Here is a 16733-nt window from a genome sequence, read left to right on the forward strand (position 1 = left end):
ATTCCGATCCCCCTGCTTCTAGTCGAGAACTGTCTGCAGCCACATCTCCAGCAGCGCGAGCTGCCACAACTGATTCGCCCCGAGCGTGGTGCGCGGGGTGTTCGGGTCGGCGAGCAGCGCCGACACGTACTCCGGCCGGAACAGCGCCCGTTCCCGGGCGGCGGGCGCGTGCAGCGCCTCCCGCACCATGTCCAGCACCGGCCCGTCCAGGTGCCGGATGCCGGGCACCGGGAAGTAGCCTTTCGGCCGGTCGATGACCTCGTCGGGCACCAGCCCGCGGGCCGCCTCCTTGAGCACTCCCTTGCCGTCGTGGGCCAGTTTCAGCTCGGGCGGGCAGGCCGCCGCGAGCTCGACCAGTTCGTGATCCAGGAACGGTACGCGTGCTTCCAGCCCCCACGCCATAGTCATGTTGTCGACCCGTTTGACCGGATCGTCGACGAGCATCACCTGCGAGTCCAAGCGGAGCGCCGCGTCGACCGCCGTGGTCGCCCCGGGCCGGCCGAAGCTCTCCGCCACGAACTGCCGGGCCACGTCCTCGTCGATCAGCCACGCCGGGTTCAGCTGCCGGGCCAGTTCGGCGTGCGGCCGGTCGAAGAACTCCTTCGCGTACGCCTCGACGGCCTGTTCCCGGGGCACGCCGGCGAGGGGCGGGTACCAGCTGTAACCGGCGAAGATCTCGTCGGCACCCTGCCCAGATTGCACCACCTTGACATGCTCTCGCACTGTTTCGCTGAGAAGATTGAACGCGATGCAGTCATGACTCACCATCGGCTCGCTCATCGCGGCGACGGTCCGCTCCACGGCCGGCAGGAACCGCTCGTGACCGATCCTGATCTGGTGGTGGGTGGTCTGGAACTGCTTGGCCACGATGTCCGAGTACTCGAACTCGTCCCCGCTCTCGCCACCCCCGGCCTCGAACCCGATGCTGAACGTGGTCAGCCCCGCCTGCCCCCGCTCGGCCAGCAGCGCCACGATCAGGCTCGAGTCCAGCCCCCCGGAGAGCAGCACCCCGACCGGCACGTCGGCGACCATCCGGCGCTCCACCGCCTGCCGCAGCTTCTCCCGGACCGCCTGAGCCCAGTCGGCCCGCTCCATCGCACGGGTGAACGACGCCTCCCAGTAGACCCGCTCGGTGGACGTGCCGTCGGCGCGGATCACCCGGACCGTGGCCGGCGGCAGCTTGCGGATCCCGGACAGGATCGTCCGCGGCGCCGGCACCACCGAGTGGAACGTCATGTAGTGCTGCAGCGCCACCCGGTCGATGGTGGTGTCCACACCGCCCGCGGCCAGCAGCGCGGGCAGCGTGGAGGCGAACCGTAGCCGGCCCGGCGACTCGGCCAGGTAGAGCGGCTTGATCCCGAGCCGGTCCCGGGCCAGCGTCACGGTCCCGCTGTCGTGCTCCACCACGGCGAAGGCGAACATCCCGAGAAACCGGGTGACACAGTCGGCGCCCCACCGGTGGTACGCCTTCAGGATCACCTCGGTGTCCGAGGTGGAGAAGAACCGGTAGCCGTCCTTCGCCAGTTCGTCGCGCAGCTGCCGGTAGTTGTAGACGCAGCCGTTGAAGACCACGGTCAGCCCGAGCCGGTCATCGGTCATCGGCTGGGCGCCGGCCTCCGACAAGTCGATGATCTTCAGCCGCCGGTGACCGAGAGCGATCCGCCCGTTCGACCAGAATCCGTGCCCGTCCGGGCCGCGCGACGCAAGGCCTGGCAGCATCCGCCGGACCGCGCCGGTGTCCGCGGCCCGCTCGCCGTAGCAGATCTCCCCGGCGATTCCACACATGAAATTACCTCCCGATGTCAGCCGAGCAACCAGGTGTCCTTCGATCCGCCGCCCCGCGAGGAGTTGACGATCATGCTGCCGGCGGGCGCCACCCGGGTCAGGGCGGCCGGCGCCACCACCGACTCCTTCCCGGTGAAGACGAACGCCCGCAGATCCACGTGCCGCGGGGCGAGACGGTGCCCGTCGAAGACCGGATGGGTGGAGAGCTCGACCAGCTCCTGCGCCACCCAGCGGTGCGGCGCCGCCCTGATCTGCCGGCGCAGCGCCTCCAGATCGGCGGGGCTCGCGTGCGGGCCGATCACGATCCGGTCGCCGCCGTAGCCGTCGACCGGCTTGCAGACCAGCTCGTCCAGCCGGCCCAGCACCTCGGCCCGCTGCTCCGGGATGCCGCACAGGTAGGTGGGCACGTCCGCGAGCAGCGGCTTCTGGCCCAGGTAGTACTCGATGAGGCGGGGCACGAAGGCGTACACCGCCTTGTCGTCGGCCACACCGTTGCCGAGCGCGTTGGCCAGCACCACGGTGTCCGCGTGCAGCGCCGACACCAGGCTGGGGCCGAGCGGCATGCCGTCCGCGCCCGGTGAGTGCACCAGGCTGTCCTCGCCCATCCGCAGGTAGATGACGTCGACGGGGTGCCGGTGGCCGTCGCGCAGCCGCCACACCCGGCCCTCGTCGACGAACAGTTCGGTGCTGCGGACCACCGGGACCTCCATGGCCTCGGCCAGCATCCGGTGCTCGAACCAGGCCGAGTCGTCCGGGCCCTGGCTGAGCACCACCAGCGCCGGATCGTCACCGGCCGACGGGCCGGCCGCCTCCAGCAGCGCCCGCTTCAGCAGGCGCGGCGTCTCCTCCACCGACATCAGCGCGGCCGGGCGGGGCAGCTCCGGCAGGACGCTCCAGGTGAGACGGCGGTTCTGCATGGCGTACGCGATCCCGGACGGCACCCGCAGGTTGTCCTCCAGCACACACCAGTTCCCGTCCCCGTCGCGAACCAGGTCCACCCCGGCCACCTGGGTGCGGACCGCGGTCCGGCTGATCAGGGCGCCGCTGGCCCGCAGCTCCGGCGACCCGTCGATCACCCACTCCGGGATCACCCCGTCGGCCACCACCTGCCGGTCGCCGTAGACGTCGTCGAGGAACGCGTCCAGCGCCCGCACCCGCTGGACCAGGCCCTCGGTGAGGCGCCGCCAGTCGCCGGCCGGCACGATCCGGGGCACCAGGTCGAACGGGAACAGCCGGGTCGCCGCCTCGCCGGCCACACTGAACGTGATGCCGCGGGCCCGCTGCTCGTCGTCACGGTGGTCCTCGCGCTGCCGCAGGCCGGTGGCGCCCAGCGAGGTGAGCACCGGCAGGATCCCGGCGTACGCGGGGGAGACCCGCCCGGCCGGGAACGCCTCGTCGCCGTCGGCGGCGTACGCCTCGAGCAGTGACGGCGCCGGAGCGCCGGCCGGGCCCGTCCCGGTGGCCCCGCCCCGGGTCTCCGCCACCAGCGCGTCCACCACGTCGGAGAGCCGGCCGCGCCGGGCCAGCGCACGCCGCTGCCGGGCCGCCGCGCTGCCCCGGCTCAGCGCCCGCAGGGTGAGGTCGAAGACCTGATCCCAGTCGCCCAGCTCCTCCAGGTACGGCCGCAGCTCGCCGACCAGGCGCTCGACCGCCACGGCGGCCGGCACCGGGACCGGGGAGCGGGGCAGGTCCAGCAGATCGCCCTCCAGACCGGACCGGGCGGCCCGCCACATCGCCGCCCGGTGCAGCGGCGGACGGATCAGGAAAGGCTCCGTCTCCGTTCTACGGGTGGTGGGTGGGGCGGTTGGATGGGGCAGGGGCAGCCCGCGCCGGTGTTCGCCCTGAGCCCGCAGCACCAGCGCCCGGAAGATCCCGGCCAGCAGCACCACGGTCTCGGTGTCCGGGCTGGCGTCGGTGACCCGCAGCTCCACGGTGGGCACGTGCGCGGACGGCCGGACGTCGAAATAGACCATCTTGGGATCGCTGATCGTGCCGGACGAGATCAGGTCGCTGACCAGCGCCTCGTGCTCCTCCGCCGAGCGCAGCGTGCCACTGTCGCCGGCGGTCGGCCAGCGCATCCACACCAGGGAACGGACGCTGGCGTACCCGGAGTCCTCGCCCATCCAGTACGGCGAGCTGGCCGACAGCGCGAGCAGCACCGGCAGCACCGGCGACACCCGCTGGGCCACCGCCACCGCCTCGTCCCGGTCCGGCACCCCGACGTGCACCTGGGCGCCGCAGATCAGCTGCTCCCGGACGAGCATCTGGTATTCGCTCAGCATCCGCCGGTAGCGGGACGTCGGGGTCACCGGCAGCGCGTCCAGGTCGACCAGGGGGACGGTGCCGGCCGCGACCAGCCCGAGGCCGAGCGACTCGGCCACCCCGATCGCCGCCCGGCGGCGCGCGACGATCCCGTCCCGCAGGTCGTCCAGAGTGGCGCTGACCGGGGTGTTGGTCTCCACCACCGACCGGTGCAGCTCGGCCGAGAAGTGTGCCCCGTCCAGCCGGTCCAGGATCTCCGGCGCCCGGGGGACCAGCTCCCGGGTGCCGAGGTCGACGACGTGGAGTTCCTCCTCCACGCCGAGGGTGAGTGCGGCCCGTTCGGGGACGCGCGGATCCGACGCCTGTAGTGACTCCGTCATCGAGACCGCCTCTGCATAGGTTCAGCCCGGTTTCGCCGGAGCCTTCCCATCGGATGTAGCGAATCTGTGACGTGCCCGTTTCGCGCGGCCGTCAAGCATGACGATCGCGACACTCCAGCCCGGGCCGGAGGTCCTTTGCTGCTCACCGGTAGTGTCGCCCGGTGACGCCCGACACCCGCGGAGGTCCTTCAATGAGCAGCGTCGTGGTAATCACCGGATCGGCCGGCCTGATCGGATCGGAGGCGGTCCGGCACTTCGCCGCCCTCGGCATGGACGTGGTCGGGGTCGACAACGACATGCGCGGCTACTTCTTCGGCGCCGACGGCTCCACCCAGTGGAACCTGCAGCGGCTGGTCAAGGAGGTCGGCGACCGGTACACCCACCACAGCCTCGACATCCGCGACCGGGAGGGCCTGGACAGGCTCTTCGCCGATCTCGGGTCGAACATCGGGCTGGTCATCCACGCGGCCGCGCAGCCGAGCCACGACTGGGCCGCCCGCGAGCCGTTCACCGACTTCGACGTCAACGCGGTCGGCACGATCAACATGCTGGAGGCGACCCGGCGGCACGCCATCGACGCGCCGTTCATCTTCACCTCCACCAACAAGGTGTACGGCGACACGCCGAACTCGCTGCCGCTGGTCGAGCTGGAGACCCGGTACGAGCTGCCCGAGGACCACAAGTGGTACGGCGGCATCGACGAGACCATGACGATCGACAACAGCATGCACTCGGTCTTCGGCGCCTCGAAGGTGGCGGCCGACGTCATGGTCCAGGAGTACGGGCGCTACTTCGACATGCCGACCGCGGTGTTCCGGGGCGGCACGCTGACCGGTCCCGGCCACTCGGCGGCCGAGCTGCACGGCTTCCTGGCGTACGTGATGCGCTGCGTGATGGAGCAGCGGACGTACAAGATCTTCGGTTACAAGGGCAAGATGGTCCGCGACGCCATCCACTCGCACGACCTGATCACCGCGTTCGAGGCGTTCCACCGGGCGCCGCGGGTGGCGGAGATCTACAACATGGGTGGCGGCCGGTTCTCCAACTGCTCGCACATCGAGGCGTTCGCGATCGCGTCGCAGATCACCGGCCTGGAGGCGCGCACCGAGTACGTGGACCAGGCCCGGCAGGGTGACCACCAGTGGTGGATCAGCGGCACCGGCCGGTTCGAGGAGCACTACCCGGACTGGAAGCTGACCTACGACGTGCCTGCCATCCTGCGGGAGATCTACGAGGCCAACAGCGAGGTCTGGAAGTCCTGACCGCATAGTTATGCGCCCGAGGTGCCGCCTGGATATCAGCCAGGCGGCACTTTTCTGTGTGCTTACTGTAAGGACCGCTTAGTTAATCACCCGTTAACCGATCTTCGGTATATTGCCGAAATGTCCGACTTGACGCAGAATCTGCGCCGGGACTTGCCGGCGTCCATCGTCGTTTTCCTGATCGCCATCCCACTGTCCCTAGGCATCGCGGCCGCCTCCGGAGCGCCCCTGCTCTCCGGACTGGTGGCCGCCGTCATCGGCGGCATCGTCGCGGGCGCCCTCAGCGGAGCCCCCTTACAGGTCAGCGGCCCGGCCGCCGGCCTCACCGTGATAGTCGCCGGCACCGTCGCCGACTTCGGATTCGCCGGAACCGCCGCCATCGTCGCGGTCGCCGGCCTCGTTCAGATCGTCCTCGGCGCGTCCCGGCTCGGCCGCGCCGCCCTCGCCCTGTCACCCGCCGTCGTCCACGGCATGCTCGCCGGCATCGGCCTGGTCATCGCACTCAGCCAGGTGCACGTGATGCTCGGCGGCACCCCGCAGAGCTCCGCCTGGCGCAACCTGCGCGACCTGCCCGGCCAGATCGCCGCCCACCACGGGGCAGCCGCCACGCTGGGCGTCCTCACCGTCGTCATCCTGGTGGCCTGGCCCCGCCTGGTCCGGATCTCCATGCTGCCGGCCGCCCTGGTCGCGGTGGTGTCGATGACCGTGCTCGCCGTCGCCATCGGTGCCGACGTCGACCGGGTCCGGCTGCCCGGCGAACCGCTCGCCGGACTGATCACACCCGTCTGGCCGGACGCCCCGGCACGCGAGATCGCCGTCGCCGTCCTCACCATCGCCCTCGTCGCCAGCGTCGAATCGCTGCTCTCCGCGGTCGCCGTCGACCGTCTGCACGACGGCCCGCGCGCCAACCTCAACCGGGAACTGGTCGCCCAGGGCGCCGCCAACACGGTGTCCGGCCTGCTCGGCGGGCTCCCGGTGACCGGCGTGATCGTGCGCAGTTCGACGAATGTGGCGGCCGGCGCGCGTACCCGTCTCTCGTCGATCCTGCACGGTGTCTGGATCGCGGTGTTCGTACTGTTCTGCGCCGGCCTGCTGGAGACCATCCCGATGGCGGTGCTGGCCGCCGTACTGATCGTGGTCGGTCTCCGCCTGGTCAGCCTGGCCCAGATCCGCACCTACGCCCGCCACCGGGAACTGCCCACCTACCTGGTCACCGCCGCCGGCGTGGTCTTCACCGACCTGCTCACCGGGGTCGCCCTCGGCATGATCACCGCGGCGCTGCTGATCCTCTGGCGGCTCACCCGCTCGGAGATCCGCCGGGTCGAACGCGCCCCCGGCGACTGGCTCGTCACCATCAACGGCACCCTGTCGTTCGTCGAGTCGGCCCGCCTCACCCGCGAGCTGGGCGCCGTCCCCGGCGGCAGCGACGTCGACATCGAGCTGCACCTCGACTACCTCGACCACGGCGCCTACGAGACCATCCGGGACTGGTGCTCGGCGCACGAACGGACCGGCGGCACGGTCCGCATCCGCGAAGTGCACGACTCCTGGTTCTCCCAGGCCACCTCCGGCCGGCTCGGCAGCGGCAAACGCACCCCGCGCGTGCTCGGCTCCTGGTCACGCTGGCAGGACATGGACCAGCAGCGCCGCGGCGCCATGGCGGCCGGCATCGCCGAGTTCGAGCGCACGGTCGCCCCGCTGGTCCGGCCGCACCTGGCCGACCTCGCCCGCGACGGCCAGCGCCCGCAACAGCTCTTCATCACCTGCGCCGACTCCCGGGTGGTGCCCAACCTGATCACCGCGAGCGGCCCGGGCGACCTGTTCTGCGTCCGCAACGTCGGCAACATCGTGCCCCCGCACGGCGCCGGCGACGCCTCGGCCGGCGCCGCCGTCGAATACGCCGTCGACGTCCTCGGCGTCACCACCATCACGGTCTGCGGCCACTCCGGCTGCGGCGCCGTCCGCGCCCTGATGAGCGGAGCGGCCCGGTCCGGCTCCGCCCTCAGCGACTGGCTCGCCCTCTCCCGGGTCCGGTTCAACGACGGCGGCGACGAGGAACGCTGCTGCACCGACAACGTCGTCCAGCAGCTCACCAACCTGCGCACCTATCCGTCGGTCCGGGCCGCCGAGGCCGCCGGCCGGCTACGCCTCGCCGGCATGTACTTCGACCTCGCCGAAGCCCGCATGTACGAGGTCGATCCGATCCTCGGCGACGCCCGCCCCATCTCAACCCCTGGTGTGTGGGTTTAGGGTCCGCATCGCGCCTTAAACCCACACGTGCCGCTCGTGGCGATTCGCCGCCGCCTTCGAGCCTGTCGCAACCCCTTTCCGGTACGCGGCGGATCGTCCCCGAAGAATCGGGGCCGTTCCGCCCCGCCACGCGAGCGCGCTGCGGCCTCACCGCCGTAACGCGCCCGCCGGGCCGATGCGTGACCTCACCCAACGGCGTGTGGGTTTCGGGCGCGTACCGCGCCCGAAACCCACACACTGCTGTGGGGTTGCGAGTGGCCGCGGGGTTCGTGCCTGGCTGGGATCCAGCGGCGTGTGGGGTTGCCAGTGGTCGCGGGGTTCGTGCCTGGCTGGGATCCAGCGGCGTGTGGGGTTGCGAGTGGTCGCGGGATCCGTGCTGGCTGGGATCCAGCGGCGTGTGGGTTTCGGGTGCGATTCGCGCCCTAAACCCACACACCGCTGTTGGGCTGCCAGCCTGCGGCGGTGAGGGCCGCTCGCAGTTGATTCGCCACCATCTCGGGCCGGCTGCGGATGAGGCCGGCGGGGAAACGGAGAATCCGGTCGCCGTCGATCCACACCAGGTTCTGCCGGAGCATGTCGTCCTCCCACTGGCGGGCATCCATGTGATGGGAACCGTCCACCTCGACATGTAGCCGCCACATCGGCCAGTAGGCGTCGAGGTAGCGCCGCCGTCCGGAGGCGTCCCGGCGTACCCGTTGGAGACTGGGGCGCGGCAGCCGGAACCTCAGGCACAGGTCCAAGAAGTCGATCTCCGACAGTGCCTCGGCGCCACCCGCGACGTCGAGGACGGTTCTCCTGATGGTCCCGGCCCACGGCAGTCGCCGCCGCATGGCCAGCACCTCGAGAACCTCGTCGGGTGTCACACGCTTCTGCTGGAGAGTGGCCGCGATGATCGTCCGGGCGGCGGCGTCGCTGGGTGCCCAGGCGGCAGCGTCGACCAGGGCCCGCGCGGTGACGACCCGTGGTGGGTGACCCGCCTGCCGGTGCTCTTCCGGCAACACCCGGGTACGGGTGACGCGGAGGGCGGGCATGTCGGGTGGCATCGCCGGTATCCGAAGGGTCCTGCTGCGAGCCGCGGGAATCAGCACACGCAGGTTCTCCTCCCGTAGCCCTCGCACACCGGCCTCGGTCAGCGCGGTGACCCCGGCCAGCAGAGCTTCCGGCCCCGCGGCCAGGACCGCGACCCACAGTTGCTGGGCACGGACCAGGGAGCCGTTGGTCGTGCAGAGGATGCCGCGGCAGAGGCGGCGCCATCGGCGCGCCCGCAGATGCCCGCGGACCTGCCCTCGGCCCTGGAGCCGAATCGCCTGGTCGGTGGTCAGCACACCGGACTGCTGGAAGCACGTCCGGGAGAACTCATCATCGAAGTCGGGCTGAGCGGCCATCGCGCCAGCCTGGCAGCTCTGAACGCCCGCCCGAGGACGCCTGTGGACAACCCGGCAGCGTGTGGGTTTCGGGTGCGTACCGCACCCGAAACCCACACGCTTGTCAGCGGTGCAGCCAGACCGCGGTGTCCCGGGGGAGGAGGGCGCCGTCGAGGGGGCCGCTGGCGAGCAGGACGGTCTCGTGCTCGGGCAGGGGGACGGGGCCGCCGGAGAGGTTGAGCACGCAGGCGAAGTCCGCGCCGCGGCTCCAGGCGAGCACCTCGGGACCGAGATCCAGCCAGGCGAAGTCGCGGTCCGTGAAGGTACGCAGGCGGGTCGCCGACCGGTAGAGCTCCAGCATCGAGCTGGGGTCGCCGGTCTGGGCCTGTACGGTCCGGTCCTTCCACTCGGCCGGCTGGGGAAGCCACGGCTCGCCGGTGGTGAAGCCGTACGGCGGCTCGTCACCGGACCAGGGCATCGGCACCCGGCAGCCGTCCCGGGTGTGGCCGCGGCGCGCGTACATCGGATCCTGAATTCGATCTTCGGGGATCTGCTCGTTCTCCCAGAGCCCGAGTTCTTCGCCCTGGTAGATGTAGGCGGAACCGGGCAGGGAGAGGGTGAGCAGCGCGGCGGCCCGGGCGCGGCGGGTGCCCAGTTCCAGGTCGACCGGGGTGCCGTCGAGGTTGTTCGCGAAGCTGAACGTGGTGTCGGCCCGGCCGTAGCGGGTCACGTGCCGGGTCACGTCGTGGTTGGACAGCACCCAGGTGGGCGGGGCGCCGACGTGGGCGTGCGCGTGCAGGGTCCGGTTGACGCAGTCGCGCATCAGCCGCGCGTCCCAGGCGCAGCCCAGGAAGTCGAAGTTGAACGCCGCGTGCAGTTCGTCGGGGCGCAGGTAGTTGGTGAACCGCTCGACGTCCGGCATCCACACCTCGCCGATCAGCGCACGGTCGGTGTATTCGTCGGCGATCCGGCGCCACGAGCGGTAGACGTCGTGCACCGCGTCCAGATCGTGGAACGGGTGCGGCTGTCCGTCGACCACCTCGGGCAGCGCCGGATCCTTGAACAGCAGCGCCGCCGAGTCGATTCGGATGCCGTCGGCGCCCCGGTCGAACCAGAACCGCAGGATGCTCTCGAACTCGGCGCGCACGTCGGGATGGTCCCAGTTGAGGTCGGGCTGCTCCGGGGTGAAAAGGTGCAGGTACCACGTGTCGTCGTCGACTCGGGTCCACGCCGTGCCACCGAACTCACCCACCCAGTTTGTAGGCATATTTCGGCTCTTACGGAACCAAAAGTAGTCGCGCTCGGGACCGCCGGCCAGCGCCGCCCGGAACCACGGATGTTCGCTGGAGATGTGGTTCGGCACGATGTCGACGATGATCCGGATTCCGGCCGCGTGCGCCTCCCCGATCAGTGCCTCCGCCTGGGACAGGTCACCGAAGACCGGGTCGATGTCGCGGAAGTCGGACACGTCGTAACCGGCGTCGGCCATCGGGGACGGGTACCACGGGCTCATCCAGATCGCGTCGACGCCGAGATCTCTCAGGTGGCCGAGCCGGGCGCGGACACCGGCGATGTCACCGACCCCGTCGCCGTCGCCATCGGCGAAACTGCGCGGATAGACCTGGTAGATCACCGCGTCACGCCACCACTGCATTGTCATCGGAGTCATCCCTTGAGGCTGCCTGCGGTCAGGCCCGACATGATGTTGCGCTGGAAGATCAGGAAGATGATCACGGTCGGCAGTGCTGCGATGACCGACGCGGCGACCACCACGTTCTGCGGGGTGCCGGCCGCGAAGGCGTAGATGCCGACGCTGATCGTGCGGGTCTCCGGGTGCGGCATGACCAGCAGCGGCCAGAGGAAGTCCTTCCACACCGCGGTCACCGCGAAGATCGACACCACGCCCAGGATCGGCCGCGACATCGGCAGGATGATCGACCAGAGGGTACGCAGGGCGCTGGCGCCGTCCACGAACGCAGCCGACATGATCTCTTCCGGGATCGAGTCGAAGAACCGTTTGAGCAGGAAGATGTTGAACGCGTTGGCGACCATCGGCAGCCAGATCGCGAACGGCGAGTCGAGCAGGCTGAGGTTCAGCACCGGCAGGTCGATCACCGTCTGATACTGCGGGACGATCAGCACCATCGCCGGGATCATCAGCGTCGCCAGCATGGCGCTGAGGATCGCGTTGCCGAACGCCGGCCGCAGCTTGGACAGCGCGTACGCCGCCGAGGTGTCGAACACCAACTGGAACAGCACCGCCCCGGCCGCGTAGTAGAACGTGTTGAACAGTAGTTTCGCCAGGTCGAGCTGGGTCCACGCGTCGACGTAGTTCTGCGGCTGCGGGTCCTGCGGGAACAGCGTCGGCGGCGTCTGCGCGATCTCCTGGCCCGACTTGAGCGCGCCGGTGACCATCCAGTAGAGCGGCCCGAGGAAGACGAGCGTGAACCCCACGACGACGACGGTCAGCAGCGTCCAGTAGAGCACCCGGCCGCGGCCGCGCCGGAGCTGAGCGTGCGAGATGAGTGTCCGGGTCATGGTCAGTCCTTCGTGCTCAACCGCAGGTAGACGGCGGAGAAGACGGCCAGGACCAGGAGCATGATCACACCGAGGGCCGCGGCGCCGTTCAGATCGTTCTGGAAGAAGCCGTGCTGGTAGATCAGATACACCACCGAGGTCGCGGAGTCCTGCGTTCCGGCGCCGTTGGCCAGGATCAGGGGCTCGATGAACAGCTGCATGGTGGCGACGATCTGCATCATCGCGAGCAGTGCCAGGATGAGCCGGGTCTGCGGGATGGTGACGTGCCAGATCCGTTTCCAGATGCCGGCGCCGTCCAGTTCGGCGGCCTCGTACAGATCGCCGGAGATGTTCTGCAGCGACGCCAGGTAGATCAGCACCGCGCCGCCCATGTTCATCCAGGTGGAGGCGATCACCATGGCCGGCATCGTCATGGTCGGCGACTGCATCCACTCCGAGGTCGGCAGATGTGCCGCTTTCAGGAGAGCGTTGAAGAGGCCGGCGTCGCTCGGGTCGTACGCGTAGTACTTGAAGAGGAACAGCGCCGACGCCGGCGGCAGCATGACGGGCAGGTAGACCAGCACCCGCAGATAGCCTTTGGCGTGCCGGAACTCGTTGAGCAGGATGGCCAGGAAGAACGGCGCCGCGAATCCGAGGATCAGCGCCAGGCCGGTGAAGTAGAAGGTGTTCTTCCAGGCGACCCAGAAACTCGGGTCGTCGATGATGCGGAGGTAGTTGTCCCAGCCCACCCAGGTGGTGACGCCGCGGCGGGTGCGCTGGAAGCTCATCACCAGCCCGCGGATCATCGGGTACCACATGAACAGGGCGAAGCAGAGGACCGCGCCGATCAGGAACCCGTGCCCGGTCAGGTTGTCGCGGATCTTGCGGCGACTCTTCGGGGAGACCCCCGCCGCGGCTTTCGCCGGGGCGGGGGCGGTCAGGACGGCCATCCTCAACTACCGGCCGCCAGCAGCTGGTTGACCTTCTCCTCGGCGGTCTTGAGCAGCGTGTCGATGTTCGCGTTCGGGTCGGTGAGGACCCCGGACATCGCCGAGTCGAGGATCGCGTAGATCGCCTGCGCGTCCCGCGGTTCGCCGACGATCGGCAGCTGCTTCGCCTCGAACAGCGCGAAGTTCTCCACCGGTACGTTCGCGTTCGCCTTGCGCAGCTCGAACTCCTGCTTCTGCGCCTCGGTGCCGTTCGCGAACAGCAGCGGCTGCGGCAGGCCGACCGGGTAGTTCTGCGGCTTGGCCCGCGCGTAGTCGAACTGGCCCTTGCCCGGCGTCAGCTTCTGGTAGGCGATCCACTTGAGGCCCGCCTCGACCTGCTCGGAGGTGAGGTCCTTCTTGAAGAAGTAGCCCTCGCCACCACCCAGCGTGCCCTTGCCCAGGTCGGTCTGACCCGGCAGCGGGGCGACCGCCCAGTCCTCGAATCTGCCCTTGAACTGGCTGACGATCGCCTGGGTGGTGTCCGGCGCGCCGATGAACATGCCGACCTTGCCGGCCGCCGCGTTGGTCAGCAGGTCGCCCCACTGCAGCAGTTGGCGGCTGCCCATGCTGTCGTCGCCGTACCGCATGTCCTTGAGGTTCTGCAGGACCTGCTTGCCCTCGGCGGAGTTGAAGGCGGCCTTCTTGCCGTCCTCGGACAGGATCCGGCCGCCCTGCGAGTAGAGCAGCGAGGTGAAGTGCCAGCCGCCGGTGTTGCCGGCGCTGTACTCCGCGTACCCGGCCACGCTCTTGTCGGTGGCGGAGATCTTCTTGGCCGCCTCCCGCACCTCGGGCCAGGTCTTCGGCGGGTTGTCGACGTCCAGGCCGGCCTTCTGGAACAGGGCCTTGTTGTAGACCAGACCCATCGAATAATTCTTCACCGGTACGCCGTACAGCTTGCCGCTGTCGGTGAAGACCTCCTTGAGCGCCGGGTCGACGCTGTCCCAGGTCGCGATGGTGTCCTTGCTGACGTACGGCGTGATGTCCATGGCCTGGCCGGAGTCCAGCACCTGCTGGAGATCGGTCATGTAGCCGTAGAAGACGTCGGTCGTGGTGCCACCGGCCAGGCGCGCGGTGAAGTCCGGCGGGTTGTTGCACTGCTGGCCGACGCTGATGCTCTTGATGACGATGTCGGGGTTCTGCTTCTGGAACTCGGCGACATCCGCGTTCCAGTTCTGGAGCAGCTCCTTCTGCGCGGCGACCGGCTGACAGTCGACCGTGATGGTGACCTTGCCGGCGGCTTCCGCCCCGCCGTCGTCGTCGCTCTTGGTGGAGCACGCCGTGAGGCTGAGTCCCAGGCCGGCCACGAGCGCGAGCGCCGCAACCTTCCGGTACTGCGGTACGGACATCGGTCCATCCCTTCGGGAACGGGTCTATCCATGGCCTTCGTGATCTGCGTTGTGGTCGCTACGGACCGCCCTACGGTGAGGACTGTTTCCCGTAGTGAGTGGAGTCACTGTAACGAGGCGAACATGTTGACGCAAGGTTTCGATTTCTTCATGAAAAAACTCGACTGTGTTACGGCTGGATCGGATTTCGGGCACAAAGAAGGCCGCCGACCAGGTGGTCGGCGGCCTCAGACGGGGTGTCTCGTCAGGTCCTCGGCGCGGGCGCCGTCGAACCCCGGACCACCAGCTCCGGCTCGAACAACAGCTCGTCGGAGAACTCGCGGGCCTCGTCGATCTGGCCCACCAGCAGATCCACGGCGGCCTGGCCCATCGTCTCGATCGGCTGCCGCACCGTCGTCAACGGCGGATCGGTGCAGGTCATGAACGCGGAATCATCGAAGCCGACCACCGAGACATCCGCCGGCACCGACCGGCCCAGGCGCCGCGCCGCCCGGATCGCGCCCAGCGCCAGCACGTCGCTCGCGCAGATGATGCCGGTCACGCCGCGCTCCACCAGCCGGGTCGCCGCCACCCGCGCGCCCTCCATGGAGAAACTGGACCGCTCCACCCGCGAAGCCGTGTCGTCGGCGCCGGCCACCCGGATCATCGCGGACAGCTTGCGGCGTGACGGGATGTGCCCCTCCGGGCCGAGCACCATGCCGATCCGCTCGTGACCCAGGGAGCGCAGATGCCCGTACGCCTGCTCGACGGCCACCGCGTCGTCCGTCGACACCCGCGGAAAGCCCAGCTCGTCGACGCCGGCGTTGACCAGCACCACGGGCAGGCCCCGCTCGGTCAGCCGCAGGTAGTGCTCGTGCGAGGCGTCGGCCAGCGCATACGACCCACCCGCGAAGATCACGCCGGACACCTGGTGGTCCAGCAGCATCTCCACGTAATCCGACTCCGGCACGCCGCCGATCGTCCGTGCGCACAGCGCCGGGGTGAACCCGCGCTGCGCCAGCGAGCCGGTCACCACCTCGGCCAGGGCCGGGAAGATCGGGTTCTGCAGCTCGGGCAGGACCAGGCCGACGAGCCGGGCCCGCTCGCCGCGCAGTTTGGTGGGCCGCTCGTAGCCCAGCACGTCGAGGGCGGTGAGCACCGATGTGCGGGTGGCCTCGGAGACGCCGGTGCGCCCGTTGAGCACCCGGCTGACGGTCGCCTCGCTGACTCCGGCCTTTTTAGCCACCTCGGCTAGTCGTTTGGTCACCACGGAATCCTACGTCAGAACCTTGCAAAAACTGAACCGTACGAAGCGGAGGTCTTGCATTATTTGCGGAGCCTCCGGTTCTCCGGCGGTCCGGGGGCGAGCATATTTCACCCGGTGTGGCCGGTCACCCCCGCCTGAATCGGTTAAGCCGTCGCTCTGCGCGATGCCGGGCACGTCAACACTTCCACCGGATTGCAGCCCCTCCGCGCCGTCCCGCCCCCTGCGACAGCGGATCAATGCCCGGAAGTGGGGGTCTTGATCCGGGAAAACCCTCCGCGGCCGGTGGGCGGGATGGGATGTTTTGCGGAGACCGGCAGAGAGGGGCCGCCACCATCATGTCCGACTGGGATCAGAACGACGGCCGACCCGACAACCAGCAGCAGGACTGGTCGTCGTCCGCGGCCGGGCAGAACGACTGGTCGGCGCGGGACTCGGTGCACCGGCTGGCCAACGTGAGCAACGACATGGCCACCGCCACCCAGGCGGCGGTGCACGCGGCCGAGACCGCGGTGCAGGTCATCCAGCGGCTGGAGGCCAGCAGCACGGAGATCGGCAAAGTGGTGCAACTGATCGCGACGATCGCCAAGCAGACGAACCTGCTGGCGCTGAACGCGACGATCGAGGCCGCCCGGGCCGGCGAGGCGGGCCGCGGGTTCGCGGTGGTGGCCAGCGAGGTCAAGGACCTGGCCAACGAGACGGCCACCGCGACCAGCGAGATCGGCACCCAGGTCGGCGGGATCCGGGCCGACACCCAGAACGCCGTCTCCGCCATCGAGGAGATGCAGGGGCTGATCGAGGAACTGGACCGCTGCCAGAAGGTGATCAGCGGGATCGTGGTCGAGCAACAAGCCGGCTGAACCGCGGCGGCGCGGGGGTTGTGGACAGCGTCGGGGGTCGCCCGCGGGCTGGGGGAGACTGGGGCGCATGGCTCGTAGATCCCCCAGACTCCGGAAGGCCTCTTCCGCGTGCCCGTGCGGGCGCCCGGCGTACGAGGAATGTTGTGGCAGCCTGCACGACGGGAAGGCCGCGGCGGACCCGGAAGCGCTGATGCGCTCGCGATTCAGCGCCTTCGCGCTGGACAAACTCGACTACGTGCTGGCGACGTGGCATCCGGCGACGCGCCCCGCGACCGTGGCGAAGGAGCCCGGCCTGCGCTGGACACGCCTCGACGTGCTGGGCCACAGCGGCGGCGGCGTCTTCGACGCGGAGGGGACGGTCGAGTTCCGGGCGCGCTTCACCGACGGCGGGCACCCCGGCGAGATGGTGGAGACCAGCCGGTTCGTCAGGCACGACGGCCGATGGGTGTATTGGGGGCCGCTGTGATCTCCTTGG

Annotated in this window: 12 protein-coding genes; 4 read left to right on the plus strand and 8 right to left on the minus strand. The window is 69.6% G+C overall.

All coding sequences use genetic code 11. The annotated features are described in order from the left end of the window. Nucleotides 1–18: 18 nt before the first annotated feature. Together AB0I88_RS29985 and AB0I88_RS29990 are read right to left on the minus strand one after the other, a co-directional pair. Nucleotides 19–1785, minus strand: a complete 1767-nt coding sequence (locus AB0I88_RS29985) for an N-acetylglutaminylglutamine amidotransferase (RefSeq protein ID WP_361031973.1) — start codon at nucleotides 1783–1785, stop codon at nucleotides 19–21. A gap of 17 nt (nucleotides 1786–1802) precedes the next feature. Then, nucleotides 1803–4427: a carboxylate--amine ligase/circularly permuted type 2 ATP-grasp protein gene (locus AB0I88_RS29990; protein ID WP_361031976.1), complete on the minus strand. Its 2625-nt coding sequence runs from the start codon at nucleotides 4425–4427 to the stop codon at nucleotides 1803–1805. Nucleotides 4428–4618: 191 nt separating this feature from the next. On the opposite strand from AB0I88_RS29990, the gene AB0I88_RS29995 reads away from it, so the two are divergent. Both AB0I88_RS29995 and AB0I88_RS30000 read left to right on the plus strand, forming a co-directional pair. Next, nucleotides 4619–5689 (plus strand): NAD-dependent epimerase/dehydratase family protein, encoded by a 1071-nt coding sequence (locus AB0I88_RS29995; RefSeq protein WP_361031979.1) that lies wholly within the window; start codon nucleotides 4619–4621, stop codon nucleotides 5687–5689. Between the two features lie 120 nt (nucleotides 5690–5809). Then, on the plus strand, nucleotides 5810–7939 hold the full coding sequence (locus AB0I88_RS30000; protein ID WP_361031982.1) for a bifunctional SulP family inorganic anion transporter/carbonic anhydrase: 2130 nt from the start codon (nucleotides 5810–5812) through the stop codon (nucleotides 7937–7939). 422 nt (nucleotides 7940–8361) lie between these two features. Here the strand turns inward: AB0I88_RS30000 and AB0I88_RS30005 are convergent, their stop codons facing one another. The 6 genes from AB0I88_RS30005 to AB0I88_RS30030 all read right to left on the minus strand — a co-directional run bounded on the left by AB0I88_RS30005 (nucleotide 8362) and on the right by AB0I88_RS30030 (nucleotide 15401). Next, nucleotides 8362–9324, minus strand: coding sequence for a hypothetical protein (locus AB0I88_RS30005; protein ID WP_361031985.1), 963 nt, complete (start codon nucleotides 9322–9324; stop codon nucleotides 8362–8364). Between the two features lie 103 nt (nucleotides 9325–9427). After that, nucleotides 9428–10972 (minus strand): glycoside hydrolase family 13 protein, encoded by a 1545-nt coding sequence (locus tag AB0I88_RS30010; RefSeq protein WP_361031987.1) that lies wholly within the window; start codon nucleotides 10970–10972, stop codon nucleotides 9428–9430. Then, entirely contained in the window at nucleotides 10969–11841 is an 873-nt protein-coding gene (locus AB0I88_RS30015) for a carbohydrate ABC transporter permease (RefSeq protein WP_361031990.1), read from the minus strand. The genes AB0I88_RS30010 and AB0I88_RS30015 overlap by 4 nt, the downstream gene beginning before the upstream one ends. A gap of 2 nt (nucleotides 11842–11843) precedes the next feature. After that, a complete protein-coding gene (locus AB0I88_RS30020; protein ID WP_361031993.1) occupies nucleotides 11844–12770 on the minus strand; it encodes a sugar ABC transporter permease in 927 nt (308 codons plus the stop codon). 2 nt (nucleotides 12771–12772) lie between these two features. Next, a complete protein-coding gene (locus AB0I88_RS30025) occupies nucleotides 12773–14155 on the minus strand; it encodes a sugar ABC transporter substrate-binding protein (protein ID WP_361031996.1) in 1383 nt (460 codons plus the stop codon). 244 nt (nucleotides 14156–14399) lie between these two features. After that, nucleotides 14400–15401: a LacI family DNA-binding transcriptional regulator gene (locus AB0I88_RS30030; RefSeq protein ID WP_361031999.1), complete on the minus strand. Its 1002-nt coding sequence runs from the start codon at nucleotides 15399–15401 to the stop codon at nucleotides 14400–14402. Between the two features lie 335 nt (nucleotides 15402–15736). Here AB0I88_RS30030 and AB0I88_RS30035 point away from each other — a divergent pair, with 335 nt between their 5' ends. Both AB0I88_RS30035 and AB0I88_RS30040 read left to right on the plus strand, forming a co-directional pair. After that, nucleotides 15737–16258: a methyl-accepting chemotaxis protein gene (locus AB0I88_RS30035; RefSeq protein ID WP_361032002.1), complete on the plus strand. Its 522-nt coding sequence runs from the start codon at nucleotides 15737–15739 to the stop codon at nucleotides 16256–16258. A gap of 151 nt (nucleotides 16259–16409) precedes the next feature. Further along, nucleotides 16410–16724, plus strand: coding sequence for a YchJ family metal-binding protein (locus AB0I88_RS30040; protein WP_361032062.1), 315 nt, complete (start codon nucleotides 16410–16412; stop codon nucleotides 16722–16724). Nucleotides 16725–16733: the final 9 nt, after the last annotated feature.

Source organism: Actinoplanes sp. NPDC049802 (assembly GCF_040656595.1).
Lineage (GTDB): Bacteria > Actinomycetota > Actinomycetes > Mycobacteriales > Micromonosporaceae > Actinoplanes.